Annotated in this window: 18 protein-coding genes and 1 pseudogene; 6 read left to right on the forward strand and 13 right to left on the reverse strand. The window is 35.9% G+C overall.

The features are described from left to right. Positions 1-276: transposase (locus tag EDD61_RS04630; RefSeq protein WP_207900977.1), on the forward strand; the 276-nt coding region annotated here is incomplete at its 5' end. A 409-nt stretch (positions 277-685) separates the two neighbouring features. Here EDD61_RS04630 and EDD61_RS04635 read toward each other — a convergent pair. From EDD61_RS04635 to EDD61_RS04645, 3 genes are all read right to left on the reverse strand, one after another. After that, entirely contained in the window at positions 686-2284 is a 1599-nt protein-coding gene (locus EDD61_RS04635; protein WP_132224280.1) for an AAA family ATPase, read from the reverse strand. A 12-nt stretch (positions 2285-2296) separates the two neighbouring features. Next, positions 2297-3166: a DNA adenine methylase gene (locus tag EDD61_RS04640; protein WP_132224282.1), complete on the reverse strand. Its 870-nt coding sequence runs from the start codon at positions 3164-3166 to the stop codon at positions 2297-2299. A gap of 275 nt (positions 3167-3441) precedes the next feature. Continuing rightward, complete coding sequence (locus EDD61_RS04645; protein ID WP_132224284.1) at positions 3442-3861, reverse strand: hypothetical protein; 420 nt, start codon at positions 3859-3861, stop codon at positions 3442-3444. A gap of 97 nt (positions 3862-3958) precedes the next feature. Here EDD61_RS04645 and EDD61_RS04650 point away from each other — a divergent pair, with 97 nt between their 5' ends. Both EDD61_RS04650 and EDD61_RS04655 read left to right on the forward strand, forming a co-directional pair. Beyond that, complete coding sequence (locus EDD61_RS04650; protein ID WP_230327033.1) at positions 3959-4168, forward strand: helix-turn-helix domain-containing protein; 210 nt, start codon at positions 3959-3961, stop codon at positions 4166-4168. Between the two features lie 82 nt (positions 4169-4250). After that, the gene (locus tag EDD61_RS04655) at positions 4251-4454 is read left to right on the forward strand and encodes a helix-turn-helix domain-containing protein (protein WP_008979147.1); all 204 of its coding nucleotides are present in this window, start codon (positions 4251-4253) and stop codon (positions 4452-4454) included. Positions 4455-4511: 57 nt separating this feature from the next. On the opposite strand, the gene EDD61_RS04660 is transcribed toward EDD61_RS04655, so the two are convergent. From EDD61_RS04660 to EDD61_RS04680, 5 genes and pseudogenes are all read right to left on the reverse strand, one after another. Then, complete coding sequence (locus EDD61_RS04660; RefSeq protein WP_132224286.1) at positions 4512-4859, reverse strand: TnpV protein; 348 nt, start codon at positions 4857-4859, stop codon at positions 4512-4514. Positions 4860-5065: 206 nt separating this feature from the next. Continuing rightward, positions 5066-6040 carry an AAA family ATPase gene (locus EDD61_RS04665; RefSeq protein WP_132224288.1) on the reverse strand — a complete coding sequence of 325 codons (975 nt, stop codon included), beginning with the start codon at positions 6038-6040 and terminating at the stop codon, positions 5066-5068. Next, complete coding sequence (locus tag EDD61_RS04670) at positions 6021-6350, reverse strand: plasmid mobilization protein (RefSeq protein ID WP_132224290.1); 330 nt, start codon at positions 6348-6350, stop codon at positions 6021-6023. The genes EDD61_RS04665 and EDD61_RS04670 overlap by 20 nt, the downstream gene beginning before the upstream one ends. Beyond that, positions 6343-7428 (reverse strand): annotated as a pseudogene (locus EDD61_RS04675) (site-specific integrase). The gene EDD61_RS04670 and the pseudogene EDD61_RS04675 overlap by 8 nt, the downstream one beginning before the upstream one ends. Positions 7429-7444: 16 nt before the next feature. After that, complete coding sequence (locus EDD61_RS04680; protein WP_008689422.1) at positions 7445-7630, reverse strand: hypothetical protein; 186 nt, start codon at positions 7628-7630, stop codon at positions 7445-7447. 194 nt (positions 7631-7824) lie between these two features. On the opposite strand from EDD61_RS04680, the gene EDD61_RS04685 reads away from it, so the two are divergent. Next, positions 7825-8304, forward strand: coding sequence for a helix-turn-helix domain-containing protein (locus EDD61_RS04685; protein WP_132224292.1), 480 nt, complete (start codon positions 7825-7827; stop codon positions 8302-8304). A gap of 104 nt (positions 8305-8408) precedes the next feature. Here EDD61_RS04685 and guaA read toward each other — a convergent pair whose 3' ends face one another. Both guaA and EDD61_RS04695 read right to left on the reverse strand, forming a co-directional pair. Further along, positions 8409-9950: a glutamine-hydrolyzing GMP synthase gene (gene guaA / locus EDD61_RS04690; protein WP_132224294.1), complete on the reverse strand. Its 1542-nt coding sequence runs from the start codon at positions 9948-9950 to the stop codon at positions 8409-8411. 294 nt (positions 9951-10244) lie between these two features. Continuing rightward, a complete protein-coding gene (locus EDD61_RS04695) occupies positions 10245-11576 on the reverse strand; it encodes an NCS2 family permease (protein WP_008979161.1) in 1332 nt (443 codons plus the stop codon). A 235-nt stretch (positions 11577-11811) separates the two neighbouring features. Between EDD61_RS04695 and EDD61_RS04700 the strand changes: the two genes are divergently transcribed. Next, complete coding sequence (locus tag EDD61_RS04700; protein WP_132224296.1) at positions 11812-12933, forward strand: MerR family transcriptional regulator; 1122 nt, start codon at positions 11812-11814, stop codon at positions 12931-12933. 521 nt (positions 12934-13454) lie between these two features. Here EDD61_RS04700 and EDD61_RS04705 read toward each other — a convergent pair. Then, on the reverse strand, positions 13455-14054 hold the full coding sequence (locus tag EDD61_RS04705; protein WP_008689427.1) for a Type 1 glutamine amidotransferase-like domain-containing protein: 600 nt from the start codon (positions 14052-14054) through the stop codon (positions 13455-13457). Then, complete coding sequence (locus tag EDD61_RS04710; protein WP_132224298.1) at positions 14051-15220, reverse strand: aminotransferase class I/II-fold pyridoxal phosphate-dependent enzyme; 1170 nt, start codon at positions 15218-15220, stop codon at positions 14051-14053. Before EDD61_RS04710 ends, EDD61_RS04705 begins: the two co-directional genes overlap by 4 nt. 326 nt (positions 15221-15546) lie before the next feature. On the opposite strand from EDD61_RS04710, the gene EDD61_RS04715 reads away from it, so the two are divergent. Next, entirely contained in the window at positions 15547-16965 is a 1419-nt protein-coding gene (locus EDD61_RS04715) for a glutamate synthase-related protein (protein ID WP_132224300.1), read from the forward strand. Between the two features lie 346 nt (positions 16966-17311). Here EDD61_RS04715 and EDD61_RS04720 read toward each other — a convergent pair whose 3' ends face one another. Beyond that, positions 17312-19303: an alpha/beta hydrolase family protein gene (locus EDD61_RS04720; RefSeq protein ID WP_132224302.1), complete on the reverse strand. Its 1992-nt coding sequence runs from the start codon at positions 19301-19303 to the stop codon at positions 17312-17314. Positions 19304-19320 lie beyond the last annotated feature (17 nt).

Consider the following 19320-nt stretch of genomic DNA (forward strand, 5'->3'; position numbering starts at 1 on the left):
TTCAAATTTGTAGAACAATTATATGATTATGGAAGTGATGTACGACGTATTATGTATACCACTAACGCGATAGAGTCGATCAATTCAAGTTTTCGCAAAGTAACGAAAAAAGGCGCCTTTCCAAATGAAAACGCCTTATTCAAATTATTATACTTACGCTGTATAGAGCTAGAAAAGAAATGGAATAACGGAACCATTCACGATTGGTCAAAAGTGTTGAATCAACTTATGGTTAATGAAATTTTTACATCTCGTATTGAAAAATATCTTAAATAGATGTCTTAATCAATTTTACTTACACACTTTTCTTGACAAACCCAAACAATACAAAACGTAAAAAGCGCCCTATCTAAAGGCGCTTTTCTTCATAGTACACTATTCAAACTCTCCATTGCAATCATTATATTAAACTCATTTGTTTAATATTTTATGTATTTTATTCCTTTTTCTTTATTATTTTATGTCTATCTTTTATATTATACAACCAATTGGTATCAATTTGGTATCACAATATGGTATCAATTTTAAACCTTTTTTTGCTTCAAAAGTTATTCAACTACATCAACAGAATTATGTATTGAGTAAATAAGCTTCATAAATTTTACTTACTATTTTTTGTTGTAAATTATTAAAACCTGCCAAAAAATCCAACGCCAAAACTTCCATAAAACCGAATAATTATTCACTATTTTATCGTTATAGAAAAATTTCTATTTGCGACAGCATTATATGATTTTATAAAATTCTTTTTAAATTCTTCTACAAGTTCTTTATTATCGGTAGCCCAAAAATCATACAACTTCGTTGAATCAAAAATTGCCTGATGATCCTCAAACCACTTTTTATACTTTTCTCTATCCTTTTCTAGGTTATATCTTGATGAATCAGGGCCATTCTCTTTAAAATAAATCCAGTTCATATCAACTTTAGCAGCATTCTCCCAATATGGATGCTCTGGATCTAGTGCCGTTATATAATTATATATTACTTCCTCTGGTCTTACATCTCCTGGTAACTTAATTATATTATTTAAACGCTTTCTTAATTGTTCAGGGACGATTTGTAATTTTTTATCTCTCACGTCACCATCAAGTACAATCAATACATTTCCAAAATAAGATATGTCACCTGTATACAAACTTAATAATTGATCACAACCGATTTTAATATCTAGTATATCCACATATGGTATATATTCTGGCACTAGTTTCCTTATAAACCACCTATTTTCTGCATCTTCTGAATATACTTTTACTTTATTTGAATTTTGCAACATAGATTCCACCAACAAATCATTTTCAATTGTTGAATAATCGGGATTTCGTTTCATTTCTAAACGTCTATTTCCATTTGTAAAATAATACAATTCAACATCATTAATCTTATTGTCATTATTATACATAGTCTTTTTGCAAATATGCTTCAATAAATCAGAGCTATGCGTTGTAACTACAACTTGTATATCATTTATCTTAGCTTCCTTTATTAATAAATCGACCAATCTTTTCTGTGCAGCTGGATGAAGAGTTGCATCAATCTCATCAATTAGTAAAAGGCCTCCTGTCCACTCTTCTCTTTGCTTTTTTAATCTTTTGAAAGAAAGAATAGACATTAAAATCTGCCCTAAATTATCCTGTCCAGATGAATTTGTAAGGTAGTCATATTTATCGGTTTCTATTCCTACGCCCTTTTTCTTATCTGTTTCTCCAATTGAATAATTGCTAATATCCGCAACAGTATCATACAACGATAGTATTTTGGTGTATTGTTCAACGAACCATTTCTTTTGTTCATCATCCATAAACTTTATCTTATTTTCAGTTATATTATCTTCATTTGCTTCACCTATAGGAAACAATCTAGATAGTCCTAAATAAATTACTGGTATTTGCATTTTCGCTTCTGTTTTTTTACCATCGTCAAACTGTTTTAATGGGATAACTCTAAACCGGTTCTTTCCATTGTCGTTTTGCCAGGCAGTTCTAAATTTTCTATAATCTATTCTATTATCATTTTCATCAACTATATCGATTTGTATTCTATCTGAACCTGATGCATCATATTTTTTACTTCCATGAAAAATCTCGCTAAATTCTGCTCTGAATTTTCCATCTGAATATGTAGTTCCATCTTTTTTCTTCAGTTCACCACTATTGGCCAGAATACCTAAAATTGTAGATTTGCCTGTTGAATTTCGTCCAGCTAAGCCAGTTAATCTTTTCCCTAGTAAAATTTCCATATTTTTAAATTGTCTAAAATCATTCAATTTTAATAGCTTATACATCTCCGTTCTCCTTTATCGTAAATTCACACAAACTCCACTACGTTGCATCTGGCTTTTTGTTGGTATCATATCCTGACTTCTAAATATTATAATCTCACTTGCTTTTCTCTTTACAGAAGCACTATAATTCAAATCAAATCTTCTCAAAATATGATTTTGGTAAATATCTGCAATTTCTTGAACATCATCATATGTAATAACCCAATCGCAATTAACTTGATTGTTTATCATCCTTTCGATCCTTACATGATCATCATATGAAAAGAAATTTAAATACAATTGCTTACCTTTACCAAAATACGGTGGATCAAAATACACAAATGCGTTTTGCTGATACTTCGGCAAGTAATGTAGAATAAAAGAATTAACATCCTTATTGTATAAATGAATATTTTTTTTTCTTTTTTTAATTTTTATGATACGCTCAATTAAGACTTCTCTATTAAACCTCGCATCCATTCTCCAATTACCTGACTGTTCAGTACCGCCAATTACTCCTCCCTTTATTATTCCTGATCTATTCGTCCTATTCAAATAAAAAGTTGCAAACCCAAGTTCATAGCTATATCGATTACAATTATCAATTACTTGCCGCTGCCTATCCCATTCGTTAATTGATAGTTCCACATTTCGTATATCTTCTATAAATCTATCTGTTTCTGTAAGAATTGCTCGCCAAAATGAATAAATGCCTTTATCCAAATCGTTGATAACTATATCATTCACAATTTCTTTTTCCAATAATTCTAACGCGATTCCTGCACCACCAGCAAAAGGTTCCACATAAGTTCCACCCAAATGTCCTGTTTGCCTAATCAATAATTCCATAAACGGCTCCAATTTTCCTTTACCACCTGGATATCTCAATGGAGAATAAAACATATACTTTCTCCTTCCCAAGCATATTGTTAAAGTTTTCTTCAAACAACAGCTACTCTCATCTCACTTATAAGTATACAACATCTTTCCAATAACTTCTACCTCTATAAAAAAGCCAATAACAATGATTACAAAAAATATTTAAATTTAACACTTTTCAATATTTCTCTTCATATTAGTATCTTTATTTGAAGCGTTCATTATCTTTTTTTATATTATACAAGATATTGATATCATAACATGGTATCAATACTAAGCTTTTTTTTATGTTTTGAAAGCTATTCAACCACATCAACTGAATCAATAAGATTCTGTATCGAGTAAATAAGTTTCATGAATTTTACCTTTCTACCATCACTCAACCTCTCATAAAAGCTTATGATTTCATCTATATTACTATCGCCTGTCTTATTAGCATAATACTCCCCATAATCATACATCTTCATGCTTATATGTTTTGCAATACCTAGCAGATTAGAAATAATGCACTCTACATCATCATCTTCCTCTACATCTAATCTTTCACACACCCTTCGGTTTGCATCATATACTTCATTATAGGCACTATCACAATACATGCCTTCTTCAAATTCATTTGTCACAACTTCGCTTTCTTTCACTGGATAATCTTCCAAATTCCTTGAACCCATCATTAAATCATAAATCAAACATTTGAATTGTTCTTTATCTTTTTTCATACAACCTTCATCCTCCTTGAATAATCAATATGGTTTTAGCACAAAATGTTCTAAAATATAATAGAACATAGTGTTCTAATATATAATTTTTGAGGTGATGGAAGTGACATATAAAAGACTACGAGATTTACGAGAAGATCATGACCTTTCTCAAGCGGAACTTGCTAAATTTCTAAATGTTTCACAAAGAACATACTCCTATTATGAAACTGGAGATAGAAGTGTTCCAGTAGAAATCTTAGCAAAATTAGCCAAATTTTATAATACAACAATCGAATACCTTATAGATAACAAGAACTCAAATTAAATACAGACCACATTAGAACAATATGTTCTATAAGCGATATCAATCACTCTTTTCATTTTATAATTTTTAAGAGGTGATATAAATGGTGTTTGTAAGATTGAAAAATTTAAGAGAAGATCATGATTTATCCCAAAGTGATATTGCCAAATACCTAAATATATCACAAAGAACATACTCTTATTATGAAACAGGTGGTAGAGATATTCCAATTCAAATACTAATTAAACTTGCCGATTATTATAATACCTCTATTGATTATTTAGTTAATCGAACAAATTCCAAATGACCTATCTGAGTCATTTTTTTATTGCCCACCATAACGAAAAAAAGAGCTTGTTTGCTCTTAATTGTAAATATATTCATCATAGATAATTTCATTAATACAGGCATCGATATTATTCATCTCCTGTATCCATAACATTTGATTTTCTTCTTTTAATTCTTCTGTAATATTTCTTTGCCTTTTCATATCAACCAACAGCTTATCATATAATGCATTTGCTTGATGATCAATCGTTTCAACATATTCATACAAACCACCACTTGTAAGCAAATTTGTATAAAGTATTTTTTGATATTTCTTCATATACTGCAACTTCATTCTGCCATATTTTGATAAATTTATTTTCTTTTCCTTTACCGTTAAATTTGGAAAATAATATTCGCCTACTTTATCATATTCTATTTTCATGCTTGCTCCTCCATTATCTTTATTTTTTTAACAGGGTATTAGGGATTGCCCTAAATCTTGGATTGGCTATCCAAATCCAGTGCTTGCTGGTACTGTGTATCAGCAACAAGCGAATTGTGTCCCCACAATTCAGTGCTTGCTACCATACAAGACATAGTCTTTAATGACGGTATGACGATTATAACGTATCATCCTCAAACACTTCCTCAATCGTCATTACCAACATACACCATCTCAATTAATCTTGCCATTGCTTTTCTAGGGGGATAACTTATTTTAATAAAATTATCATCAAACACGCTCTTGTATTTCTTTATTTTACTTGATAGTTTTCTACTTGTAATTTTCAAGTTTAAAACTGCACATAAGTTTTCATGCGTTCCAGAATATTTCTTTTTCTTAACAATGTAATGAATAACTTTAGTAATATCTTCATCATCTGCTTTTTCATGTTCATCATTTTCAACAACAAAATACGTTAAGTGATTGTCTTGTTTTAAAGATAATTTTTCTTCAGGAATATCTTTCCCTATGGCATATAATTTTTTACTTTCCAATACGTCTTGTTCTTTTAATATGACCATCATGCCATCTGCTGCAGCAGTTACTCCTCTGCTCCCATAAATACTGTCAAAGGGATTTAAATAATCAATATGTTTGTTTACATGAGTTACTAGAAGAATTGCCAAATGATATTTAAGTGCCATATCATGGATTTTTGACACTTCATCATATTCTAAAAGATATTTAGCTTCCGTATTTTTATCTCTTATCTTAGCAAATGTATCTATAACAACAAGCTGTATATTCTTATGTTTTGAGGTGAAATAGTCAAGTTCATATTTAATATCAAAACTATAAATACCATTGTTAAATATGAAATCAATTTGTTCACTCGCTTGAAAACCATATAATTCATAACGCTTCTTAATCTTTTCCTTTGTATCTTCTAATGCGCAATATAACACTCTACCTTGCTGAACAGTATGTCCTAGAAACTCATCACCACTAGCTATTGCATTACTTAACTGTAAACAGAAGAATGTTTTGCCAATCTTCTGTGGTGCACCTAATATTGTTACACCAATGGGTAGAAAATCTTTGACAACTTCTTCACCTGTTGTTGTAACTACATTTATAAGCTCACTGCCATTAATATATTCAGACATTTGAAATTTCATCGGTTAGCCCACTAATGATTTTCAACATAAACTTCATAACCTCATAGTCATAATTCTTCAATTCTATAAAGCTTTGATTTTCCAACAAGTCAATAAAATAATGTAATTGTTTTGATAAGCATTTATGAACATAAGGATTTGGTTTCACAGTAATATCTTTTTGTAAGACTCTTTGAATTAAATATTCCTGTTTGCTCAATCCTGATAATGAAACAAGTTTATCAAGCATCGCATTCTCTTCAGGTGACATACGAAAAGCAACAATTTTATTTCGCCATCTTCCTTGGCTATCGAATACTTTTTTACTCATATTTGGATTCTCCCCTTTCAATATTTAAACGATTTGCTATTTTACCTTGTTTAGATGGGAATAAGTGTGCATATCGGTAAGTAATATCAATGCTTTCATGCCCAACACGATCAGCAATTGCTACCGCATCAAAACCCATCTCAATAAGTAAGCTTACATGTGAATGTCTTAATCCATGGATACGAATTCTTTTAACTCCTGTTTCCTTACAACCTCGATCCATTTCATGATGTAAATATGATTTAGAAATCGGAAATAATCTTGAGTCGTCCTTACACCCATAAAATCGTACTATATAATCTTTCATTTCTTCTACAAGAAAATCAGGCATTAATACGATACGATTACTCTTGTCTGTTTTAGGTGATGTAATTAGATCCTCACCTTTGATTTTTTGATAAGATTTTGAAATCGTCATTGTTTTTTTATTAAAATCAAAATCATTTGGTGTTAATGCCAATAATTCACCTAACCGTAAACCACACTAATACAGGATTTCAAATGCATGATAAGAAGCGTCCTTATCTTTCATTGCTTCTGAAAACTTCAAATATTCTTCTTTCGTCCAAAATTCAACTTCCTTGCTTTTCTCTTTGCCCATGTTCCCAGCAACCCTTGCGGGATTATTTGGTAGATTATAGAGCTTTACAGCATAGTTGAAAATGGCACTTAGCTGATTATGAAGTGCTTTTAAATAGCAAGGTGAGAATGCTTCTCCCTTGTCATTACGATACATCAACATTTCATTTTGCCAATCTTTAATATCTGATGGCTGGATTTCATTTATTTTCTTTTCTCCTAAATAAGGTAGAATTTTCATTTTTATGATATATTCCTTCGTATTCAATGTATTAAGTTTGACACGATGAAAACAATCTTTTAAATAAATATCTACAAAATCTTTGAATGACATATCTAAGTTTTTAGATTCCTTTAATAGGAACGTACGCTCATACTCTTGTGCTTCTTTTTTTGATTTAAATCCTCTTTTTAGCTTTCTAGTATGTTCACCTTTCCAATATAAATATCTGATAGATACATACCAAGTGCCTTTTTTCTCATCTTTGTATACAGGCATAATCATAAACTCCTTCCTACTCTGTAATTCCATAAAAACGTTCTTCAAAATACTGCTTACTAATTCTTCCACGAATTGTGAAATAGCCTTTTGCTTCTAATTCACTATTTAGCTGTTTAATCAGCTTATAAGCGTACTGTTCAGACATGCCCGTAACTCGAGCAATATCTTCAGCACTCATGAATAAGTTGTCTTTTTCCATCTTTCACACCTCCTATTTTTATGTATATAGGAAGTAATCACTAAGCATATTTGTTTAACACCAGCAACCACAGTATACTAAACATTTTTGTTTAAGTCAATATTATATTAAACTTTTTTGTTTAGTTTTTAATTTACACATTATATTTGCTTTGCTATAATGTATTAGAAAAAGGATTTGAAAGGAGCAAGCTCATGCCAATAGGTACTAGAATTAAACGTATAAGAACACTTCGTGGTATCACGCAAAAAGAACTAGGAGTAAGATTAGGCTATTCCGAAAGGAATGCTGATATTAGAATCGCCCAATATGAATCAGGTAAGCGCACTCCAAAAGAAGATGTCATAAATGGTATTGCTTCTATATTAGAAGTATCTCCTGAGGCTTTGAAGATACCTGACATCGAAAGTTATCATGGCTTTATATTTACTCTTTTTGAGCTGGAAGAACAATTTGGATTAACTATAGATATGACAGAAGGTATGCCAAATCTTCATCTTGATAAAAACCCTACCAATTACGACCATAACATAAAAGGAATGCTTGATGATTGGTATAAGTATAAATCAAAGTTAGCGAGTGGAGAAATTTCCATCGAGGAATATACCAATTGGAAACTAAATTATCCTGAAAAATCTGATCTATTATTAGACAGTAAACCGTCTGAAAAATAGTCAAAAGAATCGTTCAATTTTTATTTGTGGTATCAAAATGGTATCAAAAGCTCCTATAAACGCAAAAAAATGCCCTGAAAAAGGCATTTTTTTAGTTCTGTATACTATTCAAATTCTATCGTTGCAGGCGGTTTGCTCGTCACATCATACAGCACTCGATTCACATGCTGCACCTCATTTACGATACGTGTCGATATCACATCCAACACCTCAAACGGTATCTTCGCCCAATCCCCCGTCATGCCATCAATGGAAGTCACCGCACGAATCGCCACCGCATAATCGTACGTTCTCTGATCCCCCATGACACCAACTGAACGCATATTTGTCAAAGCCGTAAAGTACTGCCAGATTTCTCTTTGCAGACCCGCTTTACGAATCTCCTCACGCAAGATATAATCTGAATCACGCACAATTTGCAGTTTCTCCTCCGTAATCTCACCCAAGATACGAATACCCAAACCAGGTCCTGGGAATGGCTGTCGCCACACCATCTCATCCGGCAAGCCAAGCTCACTACCCAACGCGCGAACCTCATCCTTAAACAACGTATTCAACGGTTCAATCAGCTGAAATTGCATATCCTCAGGCAATCCACCAACATTATGATGGCTCTTGATCGTCTGCGCCGTCTTTGTACCAGATTCAATTACATCCGTATACAACGTGCCCTGCGCCAGCCATTTGATATCCTCACCGGCACTGATTTTCTTGACCTCTTCATCAAAGGTATACACAAACTCATTACCAATGATCTTACGCTTCTTCTCCGGATCACTTACACCAGCCAGTTTTGATAAGAAACGCTCCTTCGCATCAATCTTCACCAAATGCACATTCATCTCACGACCAAACGTTTCCATCACGCTCTCCGCTTCACCTTTTCTTAACAATCCATGATCAATAAACATACAAATCAACTGATCACCAATTGCTTTATGTAACAAAGCTGCCACAACAGAAGAATCCACGCCGCCGCTTAGTCCCAGCAATACCTTGTCTTTGCCAACCGTCTTACGAATCTGTTCCACCTGCATATCAATAAAGTTATGCATAGACCAGTTATTTTCTGCATGACATACTTCAAATACAAAGTTACGCAAAATGTCATTACCATATTCTGTATGGCGCACTTCCGGATGAAACTGCAGCGTATAAATCTGCTTTTCCTGATTGCTCGTAGCTGCATACGTACACGTTTCACTATACGCATCACGCACAAAGCCATCTGCCATCTGATCCACCTGATCGCCATGACTCATCCATACAATCTGCTTCTTAGGAAGATTCTTAAACAATAAAGAATCATTCTCTACCGTAATTTCCGTTCTTCCATATTCCTTGGCTTCACATGCCTTCACACTTCCACCATTCATATGATGTGTCATCTGCATGCCATAACAGATTCCCAATACCGGAATACCTGCTTCAAAAATGGCAGGATCACACGTAAATGCATCTTTGTCATAAACACTGTTAGGTCCACCACTGAAGATGATACCTTTGACATCACCTAAAGCCTTGATTTCATCCAGCGTCATCGTATGTGGGTGCAGTTCAGAGTAAACTCCAAACTCACGGATACGACGTGCAATCAGCTGGTTATACTGACTTCCAAAGTCCAGTACGATAATCTTATCAGCCATAACATCCTCCTTGAATTAAGAAACCGATACTGTTACCTGTAGTACCGGTTTTTTACGTTTACTATAATAGCATTAATCGCCTAATTTTAAAATATTTTTCCTAAAATTTTCTAAGTTTTCACTTTTCTTCCTTAATGATCAAAGATATGTTGTTGATGAAGGGGGCTCTGCCTCTTATCAGCATGTACCTTATACATCCTATTTCATAATCATCATTATCAACACCTATTTATAAGGAAGAAAAACTTTTTATACTATATATAAAACGACTTCATTACTAAGACAACTACATCACTACATTAAATAAGGTAAAGCAAAGTATAAGACAAAGATACAAATCAATCCCCAAACGGTTGGATGCACTTCTTTTGCTTTTCCATTTGCTAGCATTGCAACAGCATAAGCGATAAAGCCAAAGGCGATTCCATTGGAGATGGAATAAGTTAAGATCATAGCGATGACCGTCACAAAGCCAGCAGTGGCAAATACCATATCATCCCAATCAATCCCTTTTAACTGCTGTGCCATCATAATACCGACTACAACTAAAGCCGGTGCAGTGACCGCATTGGTAACAGCGGATAAGATAATAGGTGCAAACAGAATAGAGATGAAGAATAAAACCCCGGTTGTACAAGAAGTTAATCCGGTTCTTCCGCCAACTTCTACACCAGATGTTGATTCCACAAAAGAAGTAACCGTAGAAGTTCCTAAAACAGCACCTGCTACTGTACCTACAGCATCTGCCAATAAAGCCTGTTCAGCATGTTCTAATTCCCCATCCTCATTGATTAGTCCTACGCGATTACCAACTGCTACTAACGTACCGGCAGTATCAAAGAAATCGACAAACAGGAAAGAAAACAGTGCGATGAATGCCTGGAATGGATCGGCAAATAATTCACCAAAGCCGGAAGCAAAAGCGCCAAAGCCATCCAGCTTCAGATTGGTTTCTAATATGCTAGATGGTAAAGCTGGCATACCTTCTATACCACAAGCACCACAGATGATACCAACAATTGCCGTGATGACCATACCAACAAAAACAGCTGCCGGCACTTTCTTTACTACAAAGGCAATTGTAAGCAAGATACCAAAGATTGCTAATAAGACAGAAGGTGTGGAGAAGTTTCCTAAAGTCACAAAGGTAGCTTCACTACCGGCAATAATACCGGCATTTTTTAAACCAACAAAAGCAATAAAGAAACCGATTCCCGCACCGATAGCCAGTTTTAACTGTTTTGGAATAGCATTAATGATGGCTTTACGGATACCGGTAACAGAAATTACCACAAAGATAACACCGGATACAAAAACGGCTGCCAAAGCTGCCTGCCAGCTCATGCCCATCTGTCCGCAAATCGTATAAGCAAACAATGCATTGACACCCATACCGGCTGCTAAGGATACCGGATAGTTAGCCAATAATCCCATTAAGATTGACGCAAAACCGGCAGAAATGGCAGTTGCCAAGAAGACACTGGATACATCCATGCCGGCATCCTTTAATACTAATGGATTCACGCCTAGGATATAGGCCATAGCCAGAAACGTTGTCAAACCTGCGATAACCTCAGTTTTCACATTGGTATGTTTCTCTTTTAATTTAAATACTTTTTCAAACATAAGTTCCTCTCTCTTTCTTTTGTTCATTGTAAAAGCTATGAAAACATCTTTTACTTGCAATCATTACTTCAAGAACTTCTCTATTATATAAAAATTATAATCACATGACAAGTTTTCCTCCTTTTGTAAGCTTACCTTCCATTAATTTCCAGCATATTTATAAATTTTTGCTGATTTATAATTGACATTCCAGTTTATGGAACGTTTATAATAACACTAGAAAGAGGTGGAACTTATGTTGATTCGTGAAGTAGAAGAGCGTTGTGGCATTAGTAAGAAAAACATTCGTTTTTATGAACAGCAAGGTTTGCTGCAGCCTAAACGTAATGCATCCAATTACCGCGAATATGAGGAAGCAGATCTTATTGTGTTAAAGAAAATAATCTTACTTCGTAAATTAGATTTTTCACTAGAGGAAATTCATCAGATCTTACAAGATGAAACAGCGTTTGCCCCATTGTTAGAGCAACGCAAAGCTTCCCTTATAGAAGCTGGAGAACAGGTAGTTACTATGAAGAAAATCTGTATGCAATTGGAAACCACAATTACTGGGGGAAACACGCTCACAGAAGAGCTTTGCGATGACTTTTTGACCCAAATAGCGACAAAAACACAATCCACTGCTACCTTTTATGACTTGGCTCAAGATGCACAGCCTTTTCCTAAGATAGATCCGGTAGTGGCAAGAAGAGAAGCGTATGTCCGCAAATCGCTACAGCATAGCGCTAAAAAATCGCAACAATATATGAAGGATTGGAATTCTCTTGGAAAAGGTATGATCCTGCTTCCTCTTCTTCTACTTTGTTTTCTAGGCTATCGCTATATTGACCATAAACAGCATATAAAAAATCCGATTGCTGCAAAAATCAGTTTTACGATTGCCGATGCGACATTTGATGATCATGATACTGTACAAAAATATTTAGACGTTGACTTCTACATTGAGGATGAACAGGGGAAAAAGATATCACCAACCACTTCATATGCATCGTTAAAGAAAAATGACATGGAGAAACGTTTATATCTAAAGAAAGGCAATAGCTATCTTGTAATTACTTGTGACTCTGAAAAGGATACTTCTTTAAAGGACATGGTACCTAACAGTTTTACCTTCTATCCGGATTCTCATGTAAACCGGCTTCCCGATGGTGCTCAATTAACCTTTACTATTGAACAATTCCAGCTTTTTTATCAATCCTATCAAAATGCAGGCGGCATGTTTTCAAAAGTAGAGCCATTAAAACCATACTGTGAAACTTCAACAACTTGTTTTGTTGAAACAAGCAAGTATCGCATTGAAACCCATTATGAACAGGAAAAGATGCAGTTTCTTCGCTACGTGATGGCATCTTCCTGATGAATTTGACATGTTGTCACGATCCTTGTTAAAACTTTTCCTTTACAGTAGTTATGCATTGTTTATTCATTCTTATACTTTATAGTATTTATGCATTACATATTTTTTCTTATCCTTTATAGCATTCCTGCATTGCATATTTATTCTTATCCTTTATAATATTCATACATTGCATATTTATTCTTATCCTTTATAATTTTCATGCATTGCATATTTATTCTTATCCTTTATAGTATTCATGCATTACTTATTCATTCTTCTCCTTTATAGTATTCATACATTACTTATTCATCCTTATCCTTTATTACAAAAAAAGACTCCGCTACTTGAATAGTGCCATCTGCATGATACAGGTGTCCATTCATGGTAGGAGCCTTTTCTTATTTTCGTAATAATGAAAAATCAATTCCAATGCTTCTCTCAATGTTTCTTTGCTTATTCCCTTAGCCTGTCTTCACCGATGTTACCTGGTGTTGTTTTCGATCATCATAGGATATAGAAAAACAGAGCGCAATATCTTATCACATATAACGCACGTTATCATCTTCCACACAATAAGCATGCTGATCTTCACAACCATAGGTAGCATACGTTGGATATTGTTCACTGGCTTGTTGAAAACTTTTGCGTTCTTCTTCTTGATAATGCGGACAAAATAAGCCTTTTACCAATTCACAGCCTTTTATAAACCGCAAACCATCCGCACAGGCACTATAGCCATAGGAAAATAATACATTTGCTCCTGCACTGTATCCACAAATGACGATACCTGCTTCATATGCCTGCTGTAATACACTTACTAACTCATGCAGCTGTAAGGCTTCCATCAACATCTGTGTATCGCCGCCGCCAAGATAGACAATATCCGCAGCAAGGACTTTTTGGGCAAGTGTTTCTTTATCCAGTTTTGTATGCCATAAACGCAAAGCTTCTACTTCACAACCCAAACTGCGATAATATTGTTTAAATCGTTTGGCATAACCCTGATCATCATGTGAAGCAGCCGGAAGAAAGAGCACTTTAGGATGCGTCTTGTTCACTCGTGCGATTGCGTATAAATCTAAATGGCGAGTTTCCGCTTTTTGAAAACTGCCTCCACCAATTGCCAATAAGGTTTTCATGAAGTAAAGAAGCCCGATTTCTGCACTGCCTGCAAAGCTTTTTCGATGACCTCTTCGCTTTGCACAAGCGCAATACGCACAAAACCTTCTCCATATGTTCCAAAAGCACTGCCCGGTGTTACCAAAATACCCGTCTTTTGGAGTAAGGCAATCGCAAATTGTTCACTATTCGCATAGGTCTTTGGTATTGCCGCCCACATAAACATGGTTCCTTTAGGGGAAGCAACTTCCCAGCCAGCTTTATGAAAGCCTTCTACAAGCATATCTCTTCGTTTTTGATATTGTTCCCTTGTTTCTTCGACAACACTTTGATCTTGTGTCAATGCCGTGATAGCTGCCTTTTGGATTGGCAGAAACATCCCATAGTCGATATTACTTTTCAATTTTCTAAGCATGCCGACAATTTCTTTGTTACCGACACAAATACCGATACGAGCACCGGCCATGCCATATGTCTTAGAGAAAGAGTTAAATTCTATACCGATATCCTTTGCCCCTTCATAATATAAGAAGCTTCTTCCTTCTTCCCCATCAAAGACCAGATTACTATAGGCGGTATCATGAAGAACAATAATATCATTCGCCTTCGCAAAACGAATCAGCTCTTCATAAAAAGCATCCGGCGCCGTAGCTCCTGTTGGATTATTTGGATAAGAAATAATCATCATTTTCGCCTTACTGGCAATATCCTTAGGTATTTCATCAAATTGAATCAGATACTCATGTTCCTCGCGCATGGGCATTTCATAAATTTCTGCTCCGGCAATCTTCGGTCCATTGGCAAAGACAGGATAGCTAGGACTTGGAATCATTACAATATCCCCTTCATCACAAATAGCTAAGGCAATATGAGCCAAGCCTTCCTGTGATCCTTGCAGCGACAGGATTTCCGTATCTGCATCCAATTCTACTTCATAGCGTGTTTGATACCATTTTTTGACTGTTTGACGTAACTCATCAATATCATGCAGTGCATACATGTAGCTTTGCGGTTGTTTGGCGGCATCGATCAAAGCCTGAATGATTTCCTTTGATGGCGCTATATTAGGGCTGCCGATCGTAAAGTCATATACTTCTTTCCCTTGTTTCAGATAACGCTGTTTTTCTTCATCTAATGTGGAAAACACTGATGTTTCTAAGCGCTCCATTCGTTTTGAAAACTGCATGTGATCCCTTCTTTCATTTGCCCTCATTATAGAGGAAAATATGCATAACGGCAATAACTATTTCGCTTATGGAAAAAGAATTACACATCTTCTGCCATTAAATTTACGCTTCTGCTTTTTGCATGCAGAATGCATCTATCACTCAAAGTATCAACACATCCTTTTCATTAATACCGCTATTTTGCATATATAAAAACAACATAGACTATGGAAACGATTTTATTTTCTGCAATAGAAAATAGATATAGAGGATATCATTTGCGCTTTCATAAGTTAAAGAGTACAATAAGCATATAAAGTAAGCGTTTACAGAAAGGAAATATACTATGAGTAAATATATTTGTGAGATTTGCGGCTATGTCTATGATGAAGCAAAAGAAGGAACTCCTTGGAGCAAGCTTCCCGCTGATTGGGCATGCCCCTTATGTACAGCACCCTACGGCTGTTTTAAGAAAGTAGAGGATGATGCAGCAAATGAAGAAGATAAAGTGACTGGTGATGAAGGTGGCTCGCTCGCTATTCAAGAACATGCCAGAACACGTGATGATTTAGAAAGTAACATGGAACTGATTCATGAAATGGCACAAGGAAAAGGCAGTCGCATTGAGGCCATGCGGACAAGAAAATACGTGGTAGGTTTTGATGATATCTTGCTGCTAGGTGGACAATTGGCTCATCCTCCTCTGCCTGATAAAGCTGAGGTCAGCACAACGACCATCATAGGTAAAAAAGCAAAGAAACCTATGGTTTTAGAACATGCTGTCTTAGTTTCTCATATGAGCTTTGGGGCTTTATCAAAAGAAGCCAAAACTGCCTTAGCTATGGGAAGTGCTGCTGTACAAACGGCACAATGTTCAGGAGAAGGCGGCATTCTTCCGCAAGAACGTGACCATGCGTATAAATATATCTTTGAATATGTGCCTAATAAATACAGTGTAACGGATGAAAACCTAAAGGCTGCGGATGCGATTGAAATTAAGATCGGGCAAGGCAGCAAGCCGGGTATGGGTGGCCATTTGCCTAAAGAAAAGGTAACAGAAGAAATCGCTACAATTCGCCAAAAACCATTAGGACACGATATTATCTCTCCTTCTCGTTTTGAAGAAATTACCTCAAAGCAAGCTCTCAAAGCATTAGTAGATGAGTTACGCAGCCGTAGTGAAGGCAGACCGATTGGCATTAAGATTGCCGCTGGACGTATTGAAGATGATTTGTCTTGGATTCAGTATGCGGCGCCAGATTTTATTACGATTGATGGAAGAGGTGGAGCAACCGGTGCATCTCCTAAGTATTTAAAAGACAATGCTACCGTACCAACTGTCTATGCCCTGGCAAGAGCAAGAGCCTATATGGATGCGCATGACATGCCACAGGAATTGATCATGACTGGAGGCTTTCGTACATCCGGAGAAATGATGAAGGCTTTAGCGATGGGAGCCGATGCCATAGCAATTGCCAGTGCAGCGATGATGGCGATTGGCTGCCAACAATATCGTATCTGTCATAACGGTAAGTGTCCGATGGGTATTGCCACGCAAGATCCCGCATTGCGCAAACGTTTTGATATAGAAAAAGGCGCAAAGCGCTTAGCTTGTTATCTGGATACATTGAAAGAAGAATTAAAATCCTTTGCCCGTGTCAGTGGTCATGATAATATTCACGATGTAACCCTAGCTGATCTTTGTACAACCAGTGAAGAGATTGCACGCTATACCGGCATTGCCCATTGCGGTTTTCATGAATAACCATTGACATCAGCATAAGAATTGCCTCACTGTGAGATTCAAAAAAAATGATAGACATCCTTTTAAGGTCCTTCTTCATCATCCGCAAACCATGATGAAGCAAGAACCTTTTTTTCGTACCCTATCATCTTTTTCTTCACATTACATTATCTTGCTTTTATATCTCTTAGCGATAATCCATAAGGCATGCTGCCCATTTGCTCTATTCACCACATTAACCATCTTATGTTCATACATATCCTAGTCAACTTTTAAAGTTTCTTTACTAAGGCATTCATACTTTGTTTACAAGCAATGAAAGGCAGCTTCATCCTATCCATTCGTATAGGATTTTTATGCAACTTTTTTATTTAAGATGCTGTTGCATCCAATCGGTAATTTCTTCTAAACGTTTCACGCGATGTTTTGGTTTCCCACTGCGGCTTAGCTCATGATTTTCTCCTTTAAACATACAAAGTCTGGCTTCTATGCCATGCTCCACAAGCGCACTATACATTTGCAAACCTTCACTGTATGGGCAGCGATAATCCTCATTGCTATGAATAAACAGCGTTGGTGTTTTTACCTGATTGGCATACTTCAAAGGAGAATGCCACCACAACTCTTCTACGCTTTCCCAAGTATCTGCTTGCTGCTGATCTTTAGTGAAAAATTCCCCTATATCAGAGGTATGCGCAAAGCTGATCCAATTCGCAATCGAACGCTGACTTGCTGCTGCCTTAAAGCGATTGGTATGGCCAATGATCCAATTGGTCATGAAACCACCATAGCTGCCACCGGTTACCCCAACACGTTGTTGATCGATTGCCGGATAACGTTCTAAGACAACATCCGTAAACTTCATGAGATCTTCATAATCAATCGTTCCATATTTCCCATTGATATCCGCAAAGCCATTGCCTCTGCCATCACTGCCACGTGGATTCATAAAGAATACAAAGTAGCCTTGATTTGCCCATACCTGCATTTCATGATAGAACACCGTACCATAAACCGTTCTTGGTCCACCATGAATATCCAAGATTGCCGGATACTGTTTTCCATCTTCATAGCCTACAGGTTTCATTACCCATCCATACAAGGTGATATCATCCGATATGAAGTTACATTCTTCTAATGGACAAATAGTCTTTGTTTCATGCACCCACATATTGTAATCAGAAATGCGTTGGTAGGTTTTATTCGTTATATCCATTTGGTATAACTCTTGCAGTAAGTCCTCTTGCATACCGATAAAGATAAGACCTTTATCATGGATATCAAAAGCATCCACACTGCCGCTAAGTTCTAAAACCGCTTGGATATCACCCTGCTTATCCAGTGCATAGATGTGTGCTTCATGCCTTCTGGTCGTAATAAAGTAATACTTATCTTGATATAAACAAGAACTCTTGCCACCACCGAGGCGACAGTCACTGCCAACACTTCCCCATAAGGAATCTTCATTTGCCGCAAACAATTCCAGCTTACGCTTCTTTAAGAAATAGAATTGTGCATTTTCATTGATTCCATAACGTCTGCCATCACTGGCAATCACCAATAGCTCTTCTCCCCATGGTTCAATGCCGGAAATCATATATTCCCCTTGTTCAAGGATACACTTTGATGTGCCGGCCTTCCTATCATAAACATAAATACCTTGTCGACCTGTCTGTTTATGTTGGATTCTTACTTCACCGGTATAATACAACAGCTGCTTTTCTTTATCCCATTTCACATCCATTACATCCATGATATCCGTGCTGATGCGTGTCAGTGTATCACTATTTTCTTCATATAGAAATAAGCTATTTCGTTTCTTATTAGTATAACCTAAACCATTTCCATAAAAAGGAAGCTCATCCAGGATCTCATAATCCTCCATGTCTTTCTTTTCTTTTAATGCCTTGACTTTTTCTTCCTCATCCAACGAATAGCAATATGAGTAATTCAGATCGTAATCTACCGTACAGGCATAACAGCCATCACTTACTTTCTGGATGCCGGTTACAACTAGCGGTATTGTAAATGCTTTAATTGCTTCTCCTCCATGTAAAGAAATACGATAAAAGACCGTACGTTCTTCTCCATTTTCCACAGCTTCTTGATCTTGTTTATCACGCAAAGAGGAAAATAATAGGGTATCTTTATCTTCCCATAGATACATACTTTCCTTACCCCCATTGGTAAGCTGTTTATGTGCTTTTCCATCCCATACATACAAACGTCGTTGATACGTATTATGTTTCTCATCACAAGTTGCTATGACATACGCCGCATGTTCCCCATCGGGTGCATAGGTTACATTGGATACAAATCGATACTTCAAAAAATCCCTTAACTGTAATGTTTCTTTCATACAAGCTCCTCCTGTTA

Source organism: Longicatena caecimuris, assembly GCF_004341945.1.
GTDB lineage: Bacteria > Bacillota_I > Bacilli_A > Erysipelotrichales > Erysipelotrichaceae > Longicatena > Longicatena caecimuris.

Coding starts and splice junctions, on each gene's coding strand:
- EDD61_RS04635 (WP_132224280.1), bottom strand. CDS start 2,284: ATGTATAAGCTATTAAAATTGAATGATTTTAGACAATTTAAAAATATG.
- EDD61_RS04640 (WP_132224282.1), bottom strand. CDS start 3,166: ATGTTTTATTCTCCATTGAGATATCCAGGTGGTAAAGGAAAATTGGAG.
- EDD61_RS04645 (WP_132224284.1), bottom strand. CDS start 3,861: ATGAAAAAAGATAAAGAACAATTCAAATGTTTGATTTATGATTTAATG.
- EDD61_RS04650 (WP_230327033.1), top strand. CDS start 3,959: ATGGAAGTGACATATAAAAGACTACGAGATTTACGAGAAGATCATGAC.
- EDD61_RS04655 (WP_008979147.1), top strand. CDS start 4,251: ATGGTGTTTGTAAGATTGAAAAATTTAAGAGAAGATCATGATTTATCC.
- EDD61_RS04660 (WP_132224286.1), bottom strand. CDS start 4,859: ATGAAAATAGAATATGATAAAGTAGGCGAATATTATTTTCCAAATTTA.
- EDD61_RS04665 (WP_132224288.1), bottom strand. CDS start 6,040: ATGAAATTTCAAATGTCTGAATATATTAATGGCAGTGAGCTTATAAAT.
- EDD61_RS04670 (WP_132224290.1), bottom strand. CDS start 6,350: ATGAGTAAAAAAGTATTCGATAGCCAAGGAAGATGGCGAAATAAAATT.
- EDD61_RS04680 (WP_008689422.1), bottom strand. CDS start 7,630: ATGGAAAAAGACAACTTATTCATGAGTGCTGAAGATATTGCTCGAGTT.
- EDD61_RS04685 (WP_132224292.1), top strand. CDS start 7,825: ATGCCAATAGGTACTAGAATTAAACGTATAAGAACACTTCGTGGTATC.
- guaA (WP_132224294.1), bottom strand. CDS start 9,950: ATGGCTGATAAGATTATCGTACTGGACTTTGGAAGTCAGTATAACCAG.
- EDD61_RS04695 (WP_008979161.1), bottom strand. CDS start 11,576: ATGTTTGAAAAAGTATTTAAATTAAAAGAGAAACATACCAATGTGAAA.
- EDD61_RS04700 (WP_132224296.1), top strand. CDS start 11,812: ATGTTGATTCGTGAAGTAGAAGAGCGTTGTGGCATTAGTAAGAAAAAC.
- EDD61_RS04705 (WP_008689427.1), bottom strand. CDS start 14,054: ATGAAAACCTTATTGGCAATTGGTGGAGGCAGTTTTCAAAAAGCGGAA.
- EDD61_RS04710 (WP_132224298.1), bottom strand. CDS start 15,220: ATGCAGTTTTCAAAACGAATGGAGCGCTTAGAAACATCAGTGTTTTCC.
- EDD61_RS04715 (WP_132224300.1), top strand. CDS start 15,547: ATGAGTAAATATATTTGTGAGATTTGCGGCTATGTCTATGATGAAGCA.
- EDD61_RS04720 (WP_132224302.1), bottom strand. CDS start 19,303: ATGAAAGAAACATTACAGTTAAGGGATTTTTTGAAGTATCGATTTGTA.